This is a genomic window from Shouchella sp. JSM 1781072 (assembly GCF_041949915.1).
Classification (GTDB): Bacteria; Bacillota; Bacilli; order Bacillales; family Bacillaceae_D; genus Shouchella.
The window spans coordinates 510,713-530,693 of the sequence record NZ_JBHFQE010000003.1; the positions used below are offsets into that span (position 1 = coordinate 510,713).

21 protein-coding genes are annotated in these 19,981 nt (G+C 40.9%); 11 read left to right on the forward strand and 10 right to left on the reverse strand.

The window, feature by feature from the left end:
- Window positions 1-5: 5 nt before the first annotated feature.
- From ACE1TH_RS16550 to shc, 5 genes are all read left to right on the forward strand, one after another.
- Window positions 6-284, forward strand: coding sequence for a hypothetical protein (locus tag ACE1TH_RS16550; protein WP_255224178.1), 279 nt, complete (start codon window positions 6-8; stop codon window positions 282-284).
- A gap of 233 nt (window positions 285-517) precedes the next feature.
- Window positions 518-1,849: an ABC transporter substrate-binding protein gene (locus tag ACE1TH_RS16555; protein ID WP_375079568.1), complete on the forward strand. Its 1,332-nt coding sequence runs from the start codon at window positions 518-520 to the stop codon at window positions 1,847-1,849.
- A gap of 21 nt (window positions 1,850-1,870) precedes the next feature.
- The gene (locus ACE1TH_RS16560; protein ID WP_375079569.1) at window positions 1,871-2,806 is read left to right on the forward strand and encodes a carbohydrate ABC transporter permease; all 936 of its coding nucleotides are present in this window, start codon (window positions 1,871-1,873) and stop codon (window positions 2,804-2,806) included.
- Between the two features lie 18 nt (window positions 2,807-2,824).
- Window positions 2,825-3,691 carry a carbohydrate ABC transporter permease gene (locus ACE1TH_RS16565; RefSeq protein WP_375079570.1) on the forward strand — a complete coding sequence of 289 codons (867 nt, stop codon included), beginning with the start codon at window positions 2,825-2,827 and terminating at the stop codon, window positions 3,689-3,691.
- Window positions 3,692-3,805: 114 nt separating this feature from the next.
- Entirely contained in the window at window positions 3,806-5,686 is a 1,881-nt protein-coding gene (gene shc, locus ACE1TH_RS16570; protein ID WP_375079571.1) for a squalene--hopene cyclase, read from the forward strand.
- A gap of 39 nt (window positions 5,687-5,725) precedes the next feature.
- Here shc and ACE1TH_RS16575 read toward each other — a convergent pair whose 3' ends face one another.
- The 6 genes from ACE1TH_RS16575 to ACE1TH_RS16600 form a co-directional block, all read right to left on the reverse strand.
- Window positions 5,726-6,133 carry a gamma-glutamylcyclotransferase family protein gene (locus ACE1TH_RS16575; RefSeq protein ID WP_176554442.1) on the reverse strand — a complete coding sequence of 136 codons (408 nt, stop codon included), beginning with the start codon at window positions 6,131-6,133 and terminating at the stop codon, window positions 5,726-5,728.
- 91 nt (window positions 6,134-6,224) lie between these two features.
- Window positions 6,225-7,826 carry a long-chain fatty acid--CoA ligase gene (locus ACE1TH_RS16580; protein ID WP_099304412.1) on the reverse strand — a complete coding sequence of 534 codons (1,602 nt, stop codon included), beginning with the start codon at window positions 7,824-7,826 and terminating at the stop codon, window positions 6,225-6,227.
- A 216-nt stretch (window positions 7,827-8,042) separates the two neighbouring features.
- The gene (locus ACE1TH_RS16585; protein ID WP_375079572.1) at window positions 8,043-8,654 is read right to left on the reverse strand and encodes a Type 1 glutamine amidotransferase-like domain-containing protein; all 612 of its coding nucleotides are present in this window, start codon (window positions 8,652-8,654) and stop codon (window positions 8,043-8,045) included.
- A gap of 158 nt (window positions 8,655-8,812) precedes the next feature.
- Window positions 8,813-9,586, reverse strand: a complete 774-nt coding sequence (locus tag ACE1TH_RS16590) for a tyrosine-protein phosphatase (RefSeq protein ID WP_375079573.1) — start codon at window positions 9,584-9,586, stop codon at window positions 8,813-8,815.
- Window positions 9,587-9,606: 20 nt separating this feature from the next.
- Complete coding sequence (locus ACE1TH_RS16595; RefSeq protein ID WP_375079574.1) at window positions 9,607-10,302, reverse strand: CpsD/CapB family tyrosine-protein kinase; 696 nt, start codon at window positions 10,300-10,302, stop codon at window positions 9,607-9,609.
- Window positions 10,303-10,322: 20 nt separating this feature from the next.
- Window positions 10,323-11,021 carry a YveK family protein gene (locus tag ACE1TH_RS16600; RefSeq protein WP_099304418.1) on the reverse strand — a complete coding sequence of 233 codons (699 nt, stop codon included), beginning with the start codon at window positions 11,019-11,021 and terminating at the stop codon, window positions 10,323-10,325.
- A gap of 274 nt (window positions 11,022-11,295) precedes the next feature.
- Between ACE1TH_RS16600 and ACE1TH_RS16605 the strand changes: the two genes are divergently transcribed.
- Window positions 11,296-12,216, forward strand: a complete 921-nt coding sequence (locus ACE1TH_RS16605; protein WP_099304420.1) for an LCP family glycopolymer transferase — start codon at window positions 11,296-11,298, stop codon at window positions 12,214-12,216.
- Window positions 12,217-12,279: 63 nt separating this feature from the next.
- On the opposite strand, the gene ACE1TH_RS16610 is transcribed toward ACE1TH_RS16605, so the two are convergent.
- On the reverse strand, window positions 12,280-12,594 hold the full coding sequence (locus tag ACE1TH_RS16610) for a DMT family transporter (RefSeq protein WP_099304422.1): 315 nt from the start codon (window positions 12,592-12,594) through the stop codon (window positions 12,280-12,282).
- On the reverse strand, window positions 12,591-12,926 hold the full coding sequence (locus ACE1TH_RS16615; RefSeq protein WP_141556821.1) for a DMT family transporter: 336 nt from the start codon (window positions 12,924-12,926) through the stop codon (window positions 12,591-12,593). Before ACE1TH_RS16615 ends, ACE1TH_RS16610 begins: the two co-directional genes overlap by 4 nt.
- A gap of 101 nt (window positions 12,927-13,027) precedes the next feature.
- Here ACE1TH_RS16615 and ACE1TH_RS16620 point away from each other — a divergent pair, with 101 nt between their 5' ends.
- Window positions 13,028-13,612: a TetR/AcrR family transcriptional regulator gene (locus tag ACE1TH_RS16620; protein ID WP_099304425.1), complete on the forward strand. Its 585-nt coding sequence runs from the start codon at window positions 13,028-13,030 to the stop codon at window positions 13,610-13,612.
- A gap of 88 nt (window positions 13,613-13,700) precedes the next feature.
- Window positions 13,701-14,348 carry an SDR family oxidoreductase gene (locus ACE1TH_RS16625; RefSeq protein WP_099304427.1) on the forward strand — a complete coding sequence of 216 codons (648 nt, stop codon included), beginning with the start codon at window positions 13,701-13,703 and terminating at the stop codon, window positions 14,346-14,348.
- 44 nt (window positions 14,349-14,392) lie between these two features.
- Here ACE1TH_RS16625 and ACE1TH_RS16630 read toward each other — a convergent pair whose 3' ends face one another.
- A complete protein-coding gene (locus tag ACE1TH_RS16630; protein WP_375079575.1) occupies window positions 14,393-15,610 on the reverse strand; it encodes an FtsW/RodA/SpoVE family cell cycle protein in 1,218 nt (405 codons plus the stop codon).
- A 136-nt stretch (window positions 15,611-15,746) separates the two neighbouring features.
- Here ACE1TH_RS16630 and galE point away from each other — a divergent pair, with 136 nt between their 5' ends.
- The 3 genes from galE to ACE1TH_RS16645 all read left to right on the forward strand — a co-directional run bounded on the left by galE (window position 15,747) and on the right by ACE1TH_RS16645 (window position 18,555).
- Window positions 15,747-16,760, forward strand: coding sequence for a UDP-glucose 4-epimerase GalE (galE, locus tag ACE1TH_RS16635; protein WP_099304431.1), 1,014 nt, complete (start codon window positions 15,747-15,749; stop codon window positions 16,758-16,760).
- A 154-nt stretch (window positions 16,761-16,914) separates the two neighbouring features.
- Window positions 16,915-17,184: a GNAT family N-acetyltransferase gene (locus tag ACE1TH_RS16640; RefSeq protein WP_176554443.1), complete on the forward strand. Its 270-nt coding sequence runs from the start codon at window positions 16,915-16,917 to the stop codon at window positions 17,182-17,184.
- Window positions 17,185-17,280: 96 nt separating this feature from the next.
- Window positions 17,281-18,555: a hypothetical protein gene (locus ACE1TH_RS16645; protein ID WP_375079576.1), complete on the forward strand. Its 1,275-nt coding sequence runs from the start codon at window positions 17,281-17,283 to the stop codon at window positions 18,553-18,555.
- A gap of 13 nt (window positions 18,556-18,568) precedes the next feature.
- Here the strand turns inward: ACE1TH_RS16645 and ACE1TH_RS16650 are convergent, their stop codons facing one another.
- Window positions 18,569-19,813 carry a DNA polymerase IV gene (locus ACE1TH_RS16650; protein ID WP_255224191.1) on the reverse strand — a complete coding sequence of 415 codons (1,245 nt, stop codon included), beginning with the start codon at window positions 19,811-19,813 and terminating at the stop codon, window positions 18,569-18,571.
- Window positions 19,814-19,981 lie beyond the last annotated feature (168 nt).

Sequence of the window (19,981 nt, forward strand, 5' to 3'; positions counted from 1 at the left end):
CAGACATGACAAAAACAGATTCGACCAGACACGTTACGATTATGACATATTCGGCTTTCATTATTGGTTTGATCTGCTTGTTCATCACGTTACGAGCTGGTATCACAGGCTATTTTTATAACGAATACGTTCTTCTTATGCTCATTTTATTCGGTACGACGCTTTCCATTTATTCACTCATGAAATCAACTAAAAAGGTTATACCAACCCTGTCTCTCCTCTTTTCACTATCACTTCCACTTTCCTTTATTTTTATTGTTATTTTTTTTGACTTTGCTCCTTAACGAGTTTTCTTCTATATGAAAATGTCTATCTAATGTTTTTACTCGTGAGCTTTCCTTTTTAATAAGGGAAGCTAATTTTTACCACCTTCCCTATTCTTTTCACCCATTTTTCTCAACCTCTGAATAGCAGGAATGATTTTTGCATAATGTACAGGAAACCATGCAGGATTTTCTACAATCATCAAGAAGCATTTATGAAAGCGCTTTCTAAAATGTCTCATGGAGGGATTGTGATGAAAAAAAGGATTCAAGCAGTCTTACTCGTCCCTATTGTTGCAAGTGTTTCGTTGCTAGCTAGTTGTGCTGATGAAGAGTCTGCAGGTGCAAACGGTGAAGTCGTCTTAACATGGCTTGTGCGCAGTGATCCAAACTTAATTGAATGGGAACACCGCGTTATCGACGCCTTTGAAGAAGAAAATCCAGGTATTCGTGTTCAGCTACAGACGATTCCTCAAGGAGAAATTGATCAAAAGCTACAAACGATGATCGCAGGTGGCAACGTACCTGATGTGTGGTCGCCAAACTGGGCTGACTCTGGCTTTGGTAGTTACTATGCGATGGGTGCCTTAAAAGATTTAAGTCCTTTTCTTGAAGAAGAGCCTGACGTGTTAGATGGCATTGATGACACATTGACCGATGTGTATGAGATGGAAGACGGGGTTTATGGAATTCCGATTCTTTCGATGGGCTCTTTTCTTTACTACAATCGTGATCTCTTTGATGAAGCAGGTGTTCCTTATCCGCCTACTGATTGGAATGATGAAAGCTGGAATTATGATGCGATGATTGACGCTGCTCAGGCGATTACAAAAAACGACCTTCCTCCAACCCAGCGCGTCTATGGTGTATTAGATGAAGATTCACCGAATAAAAATGCGTGGGCATTTGGTGGGGATTTCTTTGCTGATGAAGACTATGAAACCGGAACTTTATCAGAACCTGTTGTGACCGAAGACCCTCGAAATCGAGAGGCGATTCAACAGCGTTCAGATTTAATTAATATTCATGAAGTGATGCCTCCACAAAGTGAAATTGCCGCACTCCAGCAATTGAGTGATCCGTTCCTTAGTGGCCGTGTTGGGATGGTGATGAAAGGTGGATGGGGCACGAAACAATATGCAGCTACCGAGCTAAACTGGGGATTGGCCGCGTATCCTTATACGAACGAAGAGCGCCAGATTTCGCTATACGTAGACCCTTGGTCGATTAGTGAAGGCAGCAAGCATCCTGAAGAAGCATGGGAATTTCTAAAATTCCTTCTCGATCCTGATAAAGCGGCAAAATGGATGGTCGAAATGACGTTAGAAAGTCCCGCCAACTCTGATTTAAAAGAGATATGGTTCGAACTCATTTCTGAGCGTACCGGCATTCCTATTGAAGACCTGCGCATTGCGGAAGAAGGAGCACTACAATATGGTCGCCCGACTGACAATCACCTTATTTCAAATTTTGCTCCTGTCTTAAAGCATCAAAACATGACGATCAATTCGATTTACGATCGACGAAAAACGGTCGATGACGGTATGCGTGAACTTCAAGAAACTATTACGTCACTTACCTATTAACAGGACGGGAGGGAAAATTCTATGGAAACAGACACATCGCCAAATCGAAGTCGAAAACCACTCAAACGTACGTCAATTGGGGCTAAACGTGAGGAAAAATACTTCTGGCTGTTCATTTCTCCATGGATACTTGGCTTTACAGTCTTTATTGCGGGGCCCATGATTGCTTCCCTTTATTTTAGCTTTACGGACTATGCCATCATGGGAGAAGCGTCATTTGTCGGCTTCCAAAACTTTATGAATCTCTTTTCTGACCCTCTGTTCTATCGATCGTTATTTGTGACAACCGCGTACGCAGCCTTAGCTGTTCCGTTTACGATTATCTTGGCCATTGCCCTCGCTTTATTGCTTAATGCAAAAATAAAGGGGCAAGCGTTTTTCCGCACATTCTTTTATGCGCCTTCGATCATTTCTGGCGTCTCGGTGGCATTTCTCTGGATGTGGATTTTAAATCCGCAATTTGGGATCGTCAATTCTTTTTTATATGAAGTGTTTGGTATTACAGGTCCTGGTTGGTTTACAGACCCTTATACGGTAATTCCATCCTTTGTGCTTATGCAGCTTACAGCAGTGGGAAGTACGATGATTATTTTCTTAGCAAGCTTGCAACAGTTGCCGAAAGAACTTTATGAAGCCGCAGCCATTGACGGTGCGAGTGCATGGCGTCGGTTCCGAAATATTACCATTCCGCTTATCTCGCCGATTATTCTTTTCAATGTCATCATCTCCATTATTGCATCCTTTCAAATCTTCACCCAAGCGTATGTCATTACGGATGGTGGGCCTGACTGGATGAGTTACTTCTATGTGTACTACTTATTTGAAACAGCATTTTTCCAAAATCGCATGGGCTACGCTTCTGCACAAGCATGGATTTTGTTTATCCTTATCTTTGTTCTTACGTTCTTAGCACTATATGTTTCCCGTAAAAACGTTCATTACGAATACGACAAATAATCCAAGGAGGTCAAGCGGATGAAACATTTGTTTAACAAAACCCATTACGCTCCTGGCGAGTTATCAAAGGGAGGGAAAATCTTGACGTATGCTGGTTTACTTGCTTGTCTATCTTTGTTTTTATTTCCTGTCGTATGGATGGTGTTTACATCGGTTAAAACTCTTGATGAGATTGTCACGAATCCACTCTCTTTTTTTCCTGATACCTGGAATTGGTCCAACTATCTTGAGGTCTTCCAGAACCACCCGTTTGCCACGTACCTCTGGAATACATCTTGGTATACCGTTGTGACCGTAGTCGGGACCGTCTTTTTCTCAGCAATGATTGCGTTTGGCTTTGCTCGCTTTCGCGCCAGAGGGCAAACCTTTTTGTTCGCAATCGTGTTAAGTACAATGATGCTTCCTCAGCAAGTCGTGATGATTCCGCAATATTTGCTGTTCAACTCCATTGGCTGGGTGGACTCCTATTTACCACTAACCGTACCTGCCATTGCCGGGAGTGCCTTTTTAATCTTCTTATTGCGGCAGTTTTATCTCGGCTTACCAAAGGATCTCGATGAAGCCGTAACCATTGATGGTGGTGGCTATCTCACGATTTTCTTCCGGATTATCCTGCCGCTTTCCTTACCAGCAATGGCAACAGCGGCGATTATTGAGTTTATGTTCCGCTGGAATGATTTAATGGGGCCACTGATTTACTTAAATTCTCAAGAGCTTTATCCGCTGTCATTAGGTTTAGCAAACTTCACAGCTGCATATGCTGCGACACCTTGGCAATTGCTTATGGCTGCATCGGTAATGGCTGTACTGCCACCGCTCATCCTGTTCTTTTTTGCACAAAAATATTTTATTCAAGGGGTTGTGATCTCAGGCACAAAAGGCTAGACACATGGGTAACAGACAGATTCTTACGAGAGTCTGTCTTTTTTCTTTGCGTCGGCATGACAGCTTTTCCGACTGAATAGGTTGTAGAAACGACAGTTCGGAGAGAGGGATTTCATGAAAATTGATGAAGCAATCGAACGGTTGGTAACGAAGCTTCAAGAAGATCAGCAGGAAGATGGCTCGTGGCAGTATCCGTTTGAAGCAGGAACTTTTACAGATGCCTATATGGTCATTTTGTTGCGAACGTTAGAGCAGGATGATGAGACACTCATTCAAGCGTTGGTGAACCGGATGCTACGCTTACAAGAGGAAAATGGTGCTTGGAAGCTTGTCCAAGATGAAGAAAGCGGAAATCTGACAACGACAGTCGAGTGCTATTATGCCATTTTGTATTCAGGCTATGTCAAAAAAGAGGATCCGCGTATGAAACGAGCGAAAGCATTTATTTTAAAAAACGGCGGCCTTGAACAAACGACGTTGTTAACAAAATTTGTCCTTTTGTTAACAGGGCAATATCGTTGGCCATCCTTTTTTCCTGTACCCATTGAATTGATCCTTTTACCGATCGCCTTTCCTTTTAACTTGTTTAGCATGTCTGTTTACGGACGCGCTCATATGGTTCCGCTTCTTGTCGCAGCAGATAAGAAGCTGGAAGTGAAAACGGCGAGAAGTCCAGACTTATCGGACTTACATGGACATTCGAGACATGACCCTTTTTTAGAATGGGCAGAAGCGGACGATTCACGTAAACTACACGGAACCATTCATTATTTAGTGAAAAAAGTAACGGACCTTCCTGAACATTTACATCAACTCGCGATCAGTCGCGCAAAGCAGTATATGATGAGCGCCGTTGAGGAAGATGGGACGCTTTTCAGTTACTTCACCTCTACCATGTTCATGATTTTCGCTTTGCTTGCCCTTGGGCATTCCAAGAAAGATCCCCTTATTCAAAAAGCTGTAAACGGGATTAACTCGTTTCAAACAACGGTTAATGGGCACCCTCACATTCAGTTTACAACGGCATCTATTTGGAATACGTCTTTAATTAGTTATGCCCTTCAAGAAGCGAACCTGAAGCCAGAAGACCCAACAATTAAAAAAGCGACCGAATACTTACTCGATAAACAGCATTACAAATACGGGGATTGGGTCGTTCACAATCCTGCTGTTAAACCCGGTGGCTGGGGGTTTTCAACGATCAATACGATACAGCCTGATCTTGATGATACGACCTCCTCCCTTCGCGCCTTAACAGCATCTGCGTTAAACGATAAGGACATACGTGAAGCGTGGAAACGAGGAACCACTTGGACATCTTCTATGCAAAATAAAGATGGTGGTTGGGCTGCTTTTGAAAAAAATACAGACAGTCGCTTGCTTGCCTTACTTCCGATCGAAGAAAGTAAAGGCATTTTAACGGACCCTAGCACACCTGATTTAACGGGCAGAACAATGGAGTTTCTTGGGAACTTCGCGCACATGAAGAACAATCACTCGGCTCTTAAAGATGGCGCACGTTGGCTAAAAAAGAATCAGCAGAAAGACGGGTCTTGGGAAGGACAATGGGGCGTTAACTATATTTATGGTACATGGGCTGCATTAACGGCTCTTGATGCAGCAGACGTCTCTTCTAAACAATCGACCATAGTAAAAGCGGTTAAGTGGCTAAAATCAATCCAGCATGATGATGGCGGCTGGGGAGAGTCTTGCTTAAGCGATCGCCACAAGCACTACAAATCTCTTGCGGCAAGTACCCTTACGCAAACGGCTTGGGCAGTAGATGGCCTTATTGCGGTCTCTGACTTTCCTGATAAATCCATTCGTGACGGCATCCGCTATTTACTTGCTCATATTGAAAAACACCCGTGGACAGAGGATTATCCTGTCGGAAAGGGATTAGCCGACAGAATTTATTTTCACTACCATAGTTACCGTCACTTCTACCCATTGCTTGCATTAGCCCACTACCGTAAAAAGTTTAAGAATGTGTAGGGAAACATCGACCTCATTTTTAACACTTGCTACAAAAAGCTACCGTTTTGGTAGCTTTTTATTTTCTTTTACGTAAGTAATCCAGTCGCCTGATTCAATCGGGTTAAAGATCTGCTGAAAAAAATCAGTTGCAATATAACCGTACGCTTGGACAACTTCGTCCTGATGTACGACGTCCATGACAACTCGCTCGTACTCATTCCCTTCTTGGCGACCTTCTTCGTATCCTTCTAATCGATCAATGGCTTTTAACTTATCTGCTGAAACGTTATAGAGCTCCCCTTGAATAAACTGCCCTTTCCTCTTTCGAGCAATTGGATAGTCATAAGGCGTAGCATGCAGTTCTCCTTCTACCGCACAACCCATCCCAATACATTCTGCACCTTTTAAGAAACCAGCGTTTGAACCACCTTTTCGCAGCGTGCCGTATACAAATAATGCATTCATCTTCGTCACTACACCTTTTTAATTCGATTTTAGTGATTTTTTCTTGTAGACACAACAAAAAGCAGCCATTGACTGCTTTTCATATGTGTTCCTATCTCGCCTTTACGATTTCGTCGCGTAACGCTCGCTTCAAAAATTTTCCGACAGACGTTCGCGGCAGTTGATCCATAAAAATAACGTCATCTGGAAGCCACCATTTCGCAAATTGTTGCGCTAAATAGTCGTTAATCTCTTCTTTCGTCGCGTTTTGTCCTTCTTTAAGAACCACACATGCAACGGGGCGCTCTTGCCATTTCTCATGAGGAACGGCGACGACCGCCGCTTCAAGAACGGCTTCATGACCCATTATCGCATTTTCTAAATCAACAGATGAGATCCATTCTCCTCCGCTTTTAATTAAATCTTTCGTACGATCGACAATCTTTATCGAGCCTTCTTCATCAATTGTTACAACATCACCTGTATGAAGCCAGCCATCGCGAAAAGCTTGATCACTTCGATCATCTTCATGGTATTGATCGGCAATCCACGGGCCACGAATTAGCAACTCCCCCATCTCTTTACCGTCCCACGCAATTTCTCCATTCTCATTCACGCCTTTCAGATCAATTAACGGAACAGCCATTCCTTGTGTGGCACGTACGTTAAATCGATCGGCTTCGTCCCAATTTTGTTGATGGCTTTTTAAGCGTGAATAGGATACGATCGGTGATGTTTCAGTCATGCCATATGCATGAAAAAACGGTACCTTAAGCTTTTTCTCAAAGGTTTCAATCATACTTTTTGGTGCAGCAGACCCACCGCAAATGACTGCACGCAAGCTACTTAAATCATAGTTTCCTTTTTGAATGACCTGTAACAAGCCGAGCCAGATAGTCGGAACGCCACCTGTAAACGTAACTTTCTCGTCTTGAATTAACTCCGCCAATAATTGTGGCGTAAATTGAGGACCAGGAAGAACCTGTGTTGCCCCGTAAAACGTTGCGCTAAACGGCAGTCCCCAAGCATTTACATGGAACATTGGAACGACCGGCATACACACATCATTTTCTGAAAGCGCCGTAGTATCAACCATTCCTTGAACCAGGCTGTGAAGGGTAATCCCTCTGTGTGAATAAAGAACACCTTTAGGCTTTCCTGTTGTAGCAGATGTGTAGCACATTGCCGCCGGTTCATGTTCATCGAGGTCTTCTAAAAACGGAAACTGTGGATTTCCTTTTTCCAGTAATGATTCATAAGAATAAAGCGGACGAAGCGTCGATTCAGGCAGTTGCTCTTTGTCTGTCAGCACAATAAACGTATGGACAGTCGTCAACTTGTCTTGAACCGCTTCAATTACTGGCAATAGATCTTCATCAATAAGAAGAATTCGATCTTCAGCATGATTAATCACGTAGACAAGATGGTCGGCAGATAACCTCATATTAATCATATGCAAAACGGCGCCAATCCCAGGAGCGGCAAAATATGCTTCTAAATGGCGGTGATGATTCCAAGCTACCGTCCCAACTCGTTCCCCTCGTTTAAGACCAAGCTCTGTCAAAACACTTGCTAAAGCTCGTGTGCGCTTGCCAATATCTTTGTACGTTAAGCGGTGTGTCTTGTCCAGTGTTCTTGAAATGACTTGCTTTGTTGGAAAATATCGTTCCGCTCGTTCAAGCATTGGCGGAATGGTTAACGGTGTATTCATCATAATGCCAAAACCCCTTTCCCCTCTATGTATGTATGCGTTTTCAAATTCTTATCTATTATTCTACCAACCACTAAGAAAACAAGCAATTTATATTTACAAAATTCTTACTTAAGTGATTTTCGCAATTTCAAATCAGTACAAAAAAGGCGTACGATCGAATTAAAATTGGCGAACCTACCATTTCATTGAAAAAACGCTGTTTAAGAGGTCAATAATTTACTTTTCTATTATGATATATTCATCGTCCTTTAATCTCGTAACTTCGCATCCTTCAAGTATTTCAAATTCTTTTAGTCTATCTTCAATATTCTTGTTTGTACTATCCTTGAACAAATCTTCTCGGTCATAGTGAGGAAAAACGACTTTGTCCGTTAAGCCTAATGCAGAAAAATCCATAGTATTTAATGTATTCATTTGCGGTGTGAAGAAATGAACGACTTTAATGTTTGGACCAAGTAGAACTGCACCAGCACTTACACCTATAATAACAACATTTTTGTTTACTAAATCTCGAAAGGCACTATCTGCCCCACTCTGTTTAGTATGAAATAACAAATTAAATGGATTACCACCATTAATGTATATGACATCTTTATGTGCAAGACTTTTTGGGTTATCAAACTCTATATCAATGAAATCGATGTTTCGAAATCCCATATCCTCATAATCTTCTTTCGCCTTCTGAGCATACTTATTATTCTCCTTTTGTGGCGATGCAGTTGTGATAATAGCAACGCCCAGTTCGTTAGGTTTGCCCTTAATGAGTTTTAAAAATCCATCTTTGATAGCATCATTGTAAAAACCGTTAGAGGTTAGTAACAATTTCACTATAATCAACCCCATTCTTTCCTCTATTTCGAAATAAAAATATCCTTATTTTACCATGAAAAATAAAGAAACCAGAAATTTTCATCAAAAAACAATATTCTTTACGAAAACATCGAAAAAAAAAAGAAACTCTAAGCAGAGCTTCTAGCAATTGATCATTAAAAGAACCCAAATAATTTCTTCTTTTTCTTCCCTACTCTTTCTGGAGGGTTTAAATAGATATGCTTGTTTTCAATCATTAGCCGCGCATTTTCTTGGTATTCGTACATTAGGTTTGAATCAAAGCGTTCTTCCACATACGCATACGCTTCACGCATTCGTAACGTACGATTTGCTGTGTTATGTACATCAGACGCAATGACGTGAACAAGGCTTGCTTCCATTAATTGTTCACTTAATTTCTGAATATCCTTTCCAAAATAACCGGTTAAACTTGAGGACGTTAATTGCGCAAGTGCCCCATTTTTGATTAATTCATATAGCTTATTAGGCGAGTCCATGATGACTTTATTACGTTCAGGATGAGCAATAACTGGGATATATCCTTGAGAACCTAAATCATAAAACAACCGACTTGTGTAAACTGGGATATCGTTAGAAGGAAACTCAACAAGAACATATTTACTGTTTCCTAAACTTAAACTCGCTCCTGAAGCCAAATCACTTTGGATGTCCCCATATAACCGTATTTCTTGACCAGGTAAGACTGTTAAAGGAATTCTTTGCTTTTCAAACTCTTGATTTAGTTCCGCTACAGCATCATGTAAATGGGATCCGTCTAAAAGTGGGAAGCTAGGATGATGATGATGAGGTGTTGCCACCATTTTTGTAATGCCTTCACTAACTGCTTCTTCGGCAATGGCAATACTTTCTTCAATGGTTTTCGCACCATCATCTAGCCCGGGTAAGATATGACTGTGAATGTCAATCATCCAATTCGCCCCATTTCCTTTTATTGATAATAATAATATGTGTTTTGATCGATTGGCTTATTGTTTAAGACAACGCCAAGAAGGTTCGCTTTCGCTTTTTCCAAGTTTCCTTTTGCTTTTTCCAATTGATCACGATCGGTTTTCCCACTTGATGTCACAATAATTGTCCCATCGACTTTGCTTGATAAGATTTGTGCATCTGCTACAGCCATAACCGGTGGCGTGTCAAGGATTACAACGTCAAAATTTTGGCTTGCTTCATTGATGACAAGTTCCATCATTTTTGAATTTAACAGCTCAGCTGGGTTTGGCGGGATCGGACCACATGTTAATAAGCTAACATTTTCGATCGATGTTTCTTGAGCAACATCAACAAGCTTATGCTGTCTTGTTAATACATTTGTGAGGCCATGGGTATTCATCACACCAAACGTATAGTGTGCCGTCGGCTTTCGCATATCTGCATCAATTAATAAGACACTTTGTCCGTTTTGCCCCATCACTACGGCTAAATTCGAAGCGGTTGTTGATTTCCCTTCACCAGGACCTGCAGATGTAATCAGTAATGTACGTATGTCAGTATCGATAGCGGAATATTCAATATTTGTACGGATATTACGGTATTGTTCAGTAATCGGCGAATGTTTACTTACATCAGCGATTAACTGTCGTTTCTTTTGTACTTGACCTTTTTTATTACGTGTTGACCTGGCCATGAGTCACCTACTTTCTTAAACTATGACGATTTCCTTGTTGTTTCAACTGCATCCATCGTTGAGACAGCTCCAAGCACAGGGAGGTCTAAGATTTTCTCAATATCTTTTTCTGTTTTTACCGTAGTGTCTAAGTATTCTAGTAAGAAAGCTAGACCTACTGCGCCCATTAATCCTACAACAAATGCGATTGCCATATTTAAGATTGTGTTTGGACTTGATGGCGATGGATCTTCTCCTACCACTGCTTCTGATAAAATAGTTACGTTGTCTGTGCTCAAAATATCAGGAATTTGCGTTTCAAATACGCTTGATAGTTCATTTACAACGTCAGTCGCTTCGACTGGATCATCAGCCTCAACTGTAACGAGTAAGACTTGGGAATTATTTTGGTTTGTTACAGACACCATGTTTTGTAGTGTACTAAGACTATAGTCTAGGTTTTGATTGTCAATTACTTCATTTAGAATGCGGGGACTTTTAATAATTTGTGTGTACGTTCCTACCAGCTCTAAGCTTGTTCGGACATCATTTTGCGTGACGCCTTCTTCTGTACCAGCTTGATAGATTAAGAGTTCCGCTGAACGTTCATACTTTGGAGTAAGGATAAAAGCACTAACAAGTGCACCAGCTAACATTGCTAACAATGGAATTGCTACTAACAATTTCCACCGTTGTTTTAATGTTTGAAAGATTTCTTTCAAACTAATCGTTTCTTCCATCTAATCGCTAACCTCCTAAACATATACCATAACTCAAATCGAATTATATCACAATTTGCTAGTAATATTGCGAAATTGTCGTCTTTTTTTATTCATGATTCTACCATTTTGTACAAGATTAGACGGAATTCAACTTTTTGCACGATTACCTTTTACTAAAAATTACAAAAGAATTGTCTTGTCCTTCTGAACAGCTTCTTTTATCCTAGTAAGAGGGACATTATTCCATTAACTTTTACACACTTACATTCCAATAGTAGAAAGGCGTATTTAAATGAAGAAAAAGACGGCATTAAAAGTTACAGCACTTATCTTCGGCATTCTTTTTTTAGCGGTGATTGGCGTTGGCCTTTATATTTTTAATGACATTCGCAGTACAGCGAATGAAATGTATGAGCCATTAGGCGATCGTCAAGGTTCATCTCCAATAAGAGAGATTGAGATTCAAGATGGAGAGCCTATTTCCGTACTATTAGCTGGTGTGGACCATACGCCAGGCCGAGAAGAAGACGTTGTTGGTCGATCAGATTCCATAGTCGTGATGACCTTGAACCCTACAGATGGATCAACAAAAATGTTATCGATCCCGAGAGATACAAGGGTTGATATTGTTGGCAGAGGGACAACTGAAAAGATTAACCACGCCCATGCTTACGGTGGTCCAGAAATGTTAATTAATACGGTAGAAGAAGCGTTTAATATTCCAATTGATCATTACGCAGGTATTAATATGGAGGGATTCACACGTTTAATTGATGCATTTAATGGCGTGCAAGTGTATAACGATTTATCATTCACAATGGACGGCTCTCAATTTCCTGAGGGAACGATTGAATTAGATGGAGAGGAAGCATTAAAGTATACGCGGATGCGCTACGATGATCCACGTGGGGATGCCGGCCGTGCGAATCGTCAGCGCGATGTAATCGAAGCATTAATGAACGAGGCTGCTTCCTTAAGTTCCGTTACGAAAGCTGGCGAAATTTTAGACGTACTTGGCTCGACTGTTCGTACAGACTTATCTTTAGGCGATATGTGGTCTTACCAATCAGACTATATGGATGCACTAAACCAAGTTGAACAAATCGAAGTGAATTATACCGGACAAACCATTGATGGCTTATGGTATGCGATCGTATCCGATGAAGAAAAAGCACGGGTTCGAGATGAAATGCGTAGCCATTTAGACATTTAAAAGGAATCGTAAATAAAAAATCGTGCTGATTGAACCAGCACGATTTTTTTATCTTTCTCGTTTCTAAGAAACGAGCCTCAATCCAATCACGGCCACTACGACTAGCCCAATAAAGAAAATGCGAAGCCGGTCTTTTGACTCATTGTAATAAACCATGCCAACTAGCGCACTACCAACCGTTCCAATCCCCGTCCAAACTGCATACGCTACGCCAAGCGGAATGGTTTCCATTGCCAGTCCAAGAAGGGTAAAGCTAATAATAAATCCAATGATTAAAACAGCGAATCCCTTTTTCTTTTGCCCTTTTGAAATCATTTGAATTCCACTAACTCCAACTACTTCAAAGATACCTGCGATAATTAACATTACCCAACTCATGCTTCATCCACCCTTTCTACCTTCTTATCAGCAGTCACAAGCTTCAGCCCAAGCACACCTGCGAGTAATAAGACAATAAAAAAGAGCATCCATATATTAAACGGCGCATTAAATAGCACAATATCAACAAATACAGTTCCAACAGTACCTAACGCGACAAAAATTGCGTATACTGTACTCGTTGGCAACACAGTAGCAGCACGAACGAGTAAAGTAAAACTAATAACAATTCCAATGGCAGTTAGGGTCCATTCAAAGGGTGAACTCGCATATTTTAAACCAGTTGCCCAGCCAACTTCAAAGACACCTGCTATAATAACTAAAATCCACATAGATCTCACGCACCTCTTATAAAAAATAAAATACTAACTAACGGTAGTTAGTATAGCACCGATTTTTAACTATGACAATGACTTTTTGAAAGGATGGAATAATGAGCACAAAAGAACGAATTATTGATGCGGCTTTGCATGCATTTTCAAAGCATGGTTTTGAAGGAACGACGTTGGCCCAAATTGCAAAAAACGTAGGCATTCAAAAACCGTCCATGTACAATCATTTTAAAAGTAAAAATGAACTCTATTTACTCATCTCCGAGCGTATTACGAATCAGTTAGTTATGAAAATCCAAACGACTGCAAATCATTATGAGGAGACAGACGTGGAGACAAGGCTTTATGCCGTCCTTAAACATAGCTGTGACTTTATTATTCACGAACAAGAAGGTGTCATGTACAAACGTTTTATGCTTTTTCCTCCAGCCGAGCTCAGATCGAACGTACGAGAGATTGTTCAAGCAGGAGATCAAAAAATCAATCAGGTTCTTCACCAACTTTTTCAACAAGGCTTAGCTGAAGAGCGACTGCGAAATATCCCTGAACAGATGTTTCATTCCGCTTATTATTGTTTATTAGATGGCTTATTTACCGAAAGCTTCATTTATGATGACTCTGACTTTCAACGCCGATTCAAAGAAGCCTGGACCGTTTTCTGGTACGGGATTTCAAAAGAATGTTAACAATCCTTTCATTTTTTTAGGTTTGAGGGTAGCACCCTATGGGAATTCATACACACAATACTGAATTTCTATTAGAGGAGAGATCATCATGAATGTACTCGTAATTGGTGCAAATGGACAAGTAGGAAAGCATGTTGTCAAGCAATTAAAGGAAAGTGAACATACGTCAATCGCAATGGTTCGTAAAGAAGAGCAAGTCGCGACAATGAACGATTTAGGAGCAGATGAAGTGGTTATTGCTGATTTAGAAGATGATTTCAGTCATGCCTTTAAACAAGCTGATGCTGTCATTTTTGCAGCCGGCTCAGGTGGTTCTACTGGAGCTGACAAAACGTTGGTTATTGATTTATGGGGTGCCATCAAGTCGTTTCAATATGCCGAAAAAGCATCGATCAACCATTTTGTTCAACTAAGTTCTATTGGTGCCGGCGACCCAGACGGCCAACCTGACAAAATTAAGCATTATATGGTGGCGAAAGCCGTATCTGATCAGATGCTTATGTCTACATCTTTATCTTATAGCATCGTCCGCCCAGGTCCGTTAACGAATGAAGAGGCTACTGGGAAAATTAAAGTGGCTGATGCATTTAATAATGTTGGTGAAGATTCCATTACACGTGCAGATGTCGCTACTGCGCTCATTGATTCTCTCACGAACAAAGCAACACACGGAAAAGCATTTGAAATTCTCGCTGGTGAAGAAGAGATTTCAAACGCCCTTTCCTCTCTTAAGTAAACAGAACTAATAAAGACCTGCTAATGTGCATTAGCAGGTCTTTGTTATCCTCGTACGCGTTCCATATTGGCTGCCTCTCTTGAGGTCTCAAACATATAGCTTTTTTGCCTCATCGCAATGTTTAGCACAACACCAATCGCAATCAAGTTCGTCATGAGTGCACTTCCTCCATAACTTAAAAATGGAAGCGCAATTCCTGTAACAGGCATTAACCCGACCGTCATCGCGATATTTTGAAAGATTTGAAACGTCAACATGCCAGCTATCCCTGCAATAATATATGTACCATATAAATCTTTACATGCCATTGCCAGCACGACCATTCGATAAATAAGTAGAAAGAATACACAAATGACAAGGGTTGAACCGATAAAGCCAAACTCCTCGCCAATTACTGCAAAAATAAAATCGGTATGCATTTCTGGTATAGCGGCATTTGCTGCTTGGACACTATTTAAGAACCCTACACCTGTTAATTGTCCAGATCCGATACCGATCGTTGCACCTAGTGTTTGCATCGCATAACTTGATGCATATTCTTCAGGGTAGAGCCAACCGTAAATTCGCTCAAGTTGGTGCGACTCTAAAATCTCCCAAGCAATAAGTAAATCGACATAGTTAAAAAAGAGATAGAAAATGAACGCCACAAAAACGGCCGCCATACCTGCCAAGGATAAAATCATTTTTAGTGACATATTTGAAACTAGAATTGCAACAGCCACAATAGACACAAGAACAAGAGCTGAACCGAGATCTGGCTGCTTTAAAACTAAGAAGATCGGCGGTAAACTTACTGCTACAATAAGACCTAATTTTATTAAATCAGCTCTTAGCCCTTGTTCGGGATAGCGCCGGTTCAAATAGAAAACAAGATGTGCTAACGTAAGCACTAAAATAATCTTCATAATTTCCGAAGGTTGGTAAATGGCAGATCCATTTATACCAATCCACCTTGTTGCATTATTAACTGTTACACCAAAAAATTCTACAATTAAAAGTAAGATCATACCAAACGCATAAAGTGGAATTGTTAAATATTTAAAATATTCGTAATCAATCATCATGATGATTACAATTAAAATAGCTCCGATTGCCATCCAACGCGCTTGTGACAAAACAAAGACATGGCGATAGGCTTCATCTGAAACATATTGAGCTGTTGTCCCCGCATAGATGGCCATGGCGCTTATACATAAAAGCAAAAACACTAGGAAGAGTAACGTATAATCAATTCGGTCACGCCAATGCTTATCCCGTTCCATGATACCCCCCTTTTTTCCTTTTCACCCCTACTATCATACCATGTTTTTTGTCGCAACGTCGCGAATCACCTTGCATTTTACTTTTCGCTTTTTTATTTGATATAATCAATCTAACTTATTACAAAGGAGTTTTTTCATGTCCATTCTTGTCACTGGAGGCGCTGGATACATTGGAAGCCACGCATGTGTAGAGCTATTAAACGCTGGATTTGATGTGATCGTTGTTGATAATCTTGCGAACAGTCGTGAAGACACACTAAAAGAAGTTGAATCGATTACAAATAAAAACCTAACACTTTATTCAGTAGATTTACTCGACCCAGAATCCTTACATAAGGTTTTTGAAAACCACACCATCGAAGCGGTCATTCATTTTGCAGGTTTAAAAGCAGTTGGTGAATCTGTTGAAAAACCACTCTATTATTACGAAACGAATTTACGTAGTACCATTAACTTATGTAAAGTAATGGAAGCGCACCATGTACACAAACTTGTATTTAGCTCTTCTGCTACTGTGTATGGGATTCCTGAACACGTCCCTGTCTTAGAAACGGCACCGATCCAAGCTACAAATCCATACGGCCGTACGAAGATTATGATTGAAGACATCTTACGCGATGTTGCCGCAGCAAATGATAAATGGAGCATCTCACTATTGCGTTACTTCAATCCGATCGGCGCTCATAAAAGCGGACGTATTGGGGAAGAGCCAAGCGGAATTCCAAATAACTTAATGCCGTATATTACTCAAGTTGCAGTCGGAATAAGAGACGAGCTCTCCGTCTTCGGCGATGACTATCCTACAGAAGATGGCACATGCGTCCGTGATTATATTCACGTTGTTGATTTGGCATTAGGTCATTTAAAAGCACTTGAGAAGCTGGATTCCTACTCAGGAACTCAAGCATACAACTTAGGAACTGGAAATGGATACAGCGTATTTCAAGTGATCTCAGCCTTTGAAGAAGCGTCAGGAAAAACCATTCCAAAAAAAGTTGCCCCACGTCGTGCTGGAGATGCTCCTGTCACGTATGCCGATGCAACAAAAGCCGAACAAGAATTAGGTTGGAAAGCGGAACGTGGCCTTCTAGAAATGTGCGAAGACTCGTGGCGCTGGCAATCTCACCGATCAAAACAAAACGCAAAATAAAGCGACAGGCTTCGGAGGCTATAAGATGCTTCGAAGCTTTTTCTTTGCATCCATGTATAGTGCCCCCTTTACCCGTTGACACTAGTCTTATTGTGTTAATTAGTAGACATTTTGGGTATAGATAAAAAAGATATAAAACGAAAGAGGGATGGACATGCAGATAAAGAAATCAGCCGAACAATACTGGATGGAATCGGATCAACAGGAAAAAATTGCTGAACTTTCATTTACTGAGGATAAACAAACACTTACGATCACCCATACATTTGTAGAACCAGATCATCGAGAACAAGGGCTGGGCGCTAAATTAATTGCAGCACTTGTGGATGACGCTCGAAAAAATAAGCAAAAAATTGATCCTGTCTGTCCTTATGCCGACGCACAGTTTGAACAACATCCTGAATACAAAGACGTCCTTCTCTAAGGTTGTACAAAATCTTTCATATTTTCGTCCTTGTTTTCATGTTAAGATAGGGAAAGATTTGCATGATTATAAATTTATTTACACGGAGGACTTTCGATGAAGACGACCTTCACTATTTGCACTCGTTTGCGATTTGTGAGTGTTCTTTTTGGTGTCATGTTGCTTGCAGCATGCACAACACCCGAAAGTAGTCCTGCTCCTAGTAATCCCAATGATCCCGATAACCAATCAATTAGCCAAAACGACGAGAACGACGAAAGCGAAGAAGAGCAACACCGTCAAACAAACGAGGAGAATGACGAAAGTGAATTATCTTTCTCTGTAGGAAACGATACCAAAATACTTTCTGCTGAAGTCATACAAGCCCCGTTTGATGCTATGTATACCGTACCCCATGACATGGACATATCCACCAGTGATCAAGCAATAACGTTTACTGGTACTTCTACTTTGCCCTATGACTTACAGGTTACGGTGGGGACTGAACCTCTTCCTTCCGATATTGATTTAGCTAAACAGCGGGATTATACATCTTTATCTTTGCGCTCAAATGAAAACGAGCCAAATGACATCGACTTAGAACTTTTTCCGGAGCTGCCATTTGACTACTATTATTCAATCGAAACAGATAATGAAACGATCCATCGACTCGGTCTTTTTGATGAAGAAACGGACGAGATGTATCGCGCAACTTTAAATACACCAGAATTTGCAGCCACAGATCCAGATTCTTATCGTGCTGTTGTAAGCCTTTTTCACGCAATTGTGTCTTCAGCTAATGATGTAGATGAAGACCTTGTTGTTGATGAACGTGTTGCCTCTATGCCTCTTCTTGATAAACTACAGGATCGATCCGCTCACGATGTACAGGAAGAAACTGTTGATGAACATTCATCTGTCATGTCTATTCATTTTAAAGAAGAAGAGCACAGCTTTTTGGTTGAGTCGCACACTCTTTTTGATTCCATTACGATTTCTCTTCCACAAGGCTACGAGAAACGCGCTTTAGGTGAGAATTCGTATAGTTTTACAAACCGAGAGGATGATGAATTCAGTGCAATTACACTCATCGTCGGGTTAACGCACCCTGACATTCCTCTTGATCTGCATGTGAATGCTTTACGCTCATCAAATGAAGAATTACGAACAGAAGAATATCCGATGCTCGATGTTTTCGACTATGTGTTTGTAGAAGAAACCAATGAAACGGATACATTTCAGAGCGCTACGCTAATCAAAGAACGAGAAGATGATCGAATCTTTGAAGCATCAATTCGAACAACCGAGCCCTCTCTTGATGACCTTGCTTTTACGAAGCTCATGACTTCTTTATTAGATGTAACCGATAACGAGGAGGAGCCTGTTAAATAACCAGGCTTCTTTTTTATTTGTAATGACCTCCGATTTTTTTGCTTCGATCAAGAAATTGAGATGCTTGCGTTAACGAAGATGCGCGCTGAATGGAGACTTTTCCATATCGATCACGAATTTGATCCATCACGTAACCGATTTGAGAAAGTCGATCGCGATTTTGATTGTCATCAAGCAAACTCATTTGCCAATTTTGATCGCTTTGAAGATTGGTGATCCCTACGCTTACACGCCGAACTGGAAAACCGTCCCAGTATCGCTCTAAAAGCTTATTGACACCGTTAAACACTTCCATTGTAATATTCGTTTCAATTGGCAACGTTAGCTGCCGATGGATGCTTCGCTTCTCAACGTGGGTCGCTCCATTTAACCCTAAACTAATCGTCGCCCCCATCTTTCCAGCGTGACGAGCTCGTGAACACACCTCTTCACATAATTCCAGTAGCACAACATGCAAATCTGCTTTTTTTACATAGTCACGAGGTAAGGTCATCCCGTTTCCAAATCCCTTTCTTCCCGCGTGAGCCGCACGAGTTACCGGTGAGTAATCAACACCATTTGCCGACATCCATACAACCTGACCATGCAAGCCAAACTTTTCTTTAATACGCGCACCTTCTGTTTGCGCGAGCTGACCAATGGTGCGAATGCCCATGCTTTTAAAGTGGAGCTCCATCTTTTTCCCGACTCCAAATAAATCACCGATAGGAAGCGGCCACATTTCCAACTCAATCATATCTTTCGCTAATGTATGAACACCGTTTTTATTCTTTTTCGCAAATAAGTCACAAGCCAGTTTAGCAAGGACTTTATTTTCTCCAATGCCTATTCGCGCTCGTAAACCCATTTCATGTTTGATCCGTTCTTGAATGGTGTGGGCAATCTTTTGAGGACTACCAAATAAACGCTGACTGCCGGTCACGTCCATAAATTGTTCATCAATTGAATAAGGTTCTACTAAGTCTGTATATTCACCGATCAGTTTAGAAATTCGAATCGATACATCTACGTATTTCTGCATTCGAGGTTTGACAACGACGACGTCCGCACATTTTTGCTGGGCCTCATACAATCGTTCTGCATTTTGAATGCCTTTCGCTTTAGCAAGAGGGCATGCCGCTAAAATAACACCGCTTCGTCGATTCGGGTCTCCTGATACGACAAGAGGCCTCCCAGCATACTGTGGATTTTCCACATGTTCAACTGAAGCATAAAAAGACTCCATATCGATTAATAAAATCGCTTGTTCTTTCGTCATTTGTCTACCTCCTCTCGTATAGTATACCCGAATATACGTTCCTAAACTAGCTAATATGCGCATATGTGTTCGTTTATTTTTGGTATCGCCGCCGAATATTTCCAAAAAAAAAGACAAGCCTCCTTTTTCATAAGTGAGACTTGTCCTTTGTCACGCATTTTCCCAAAA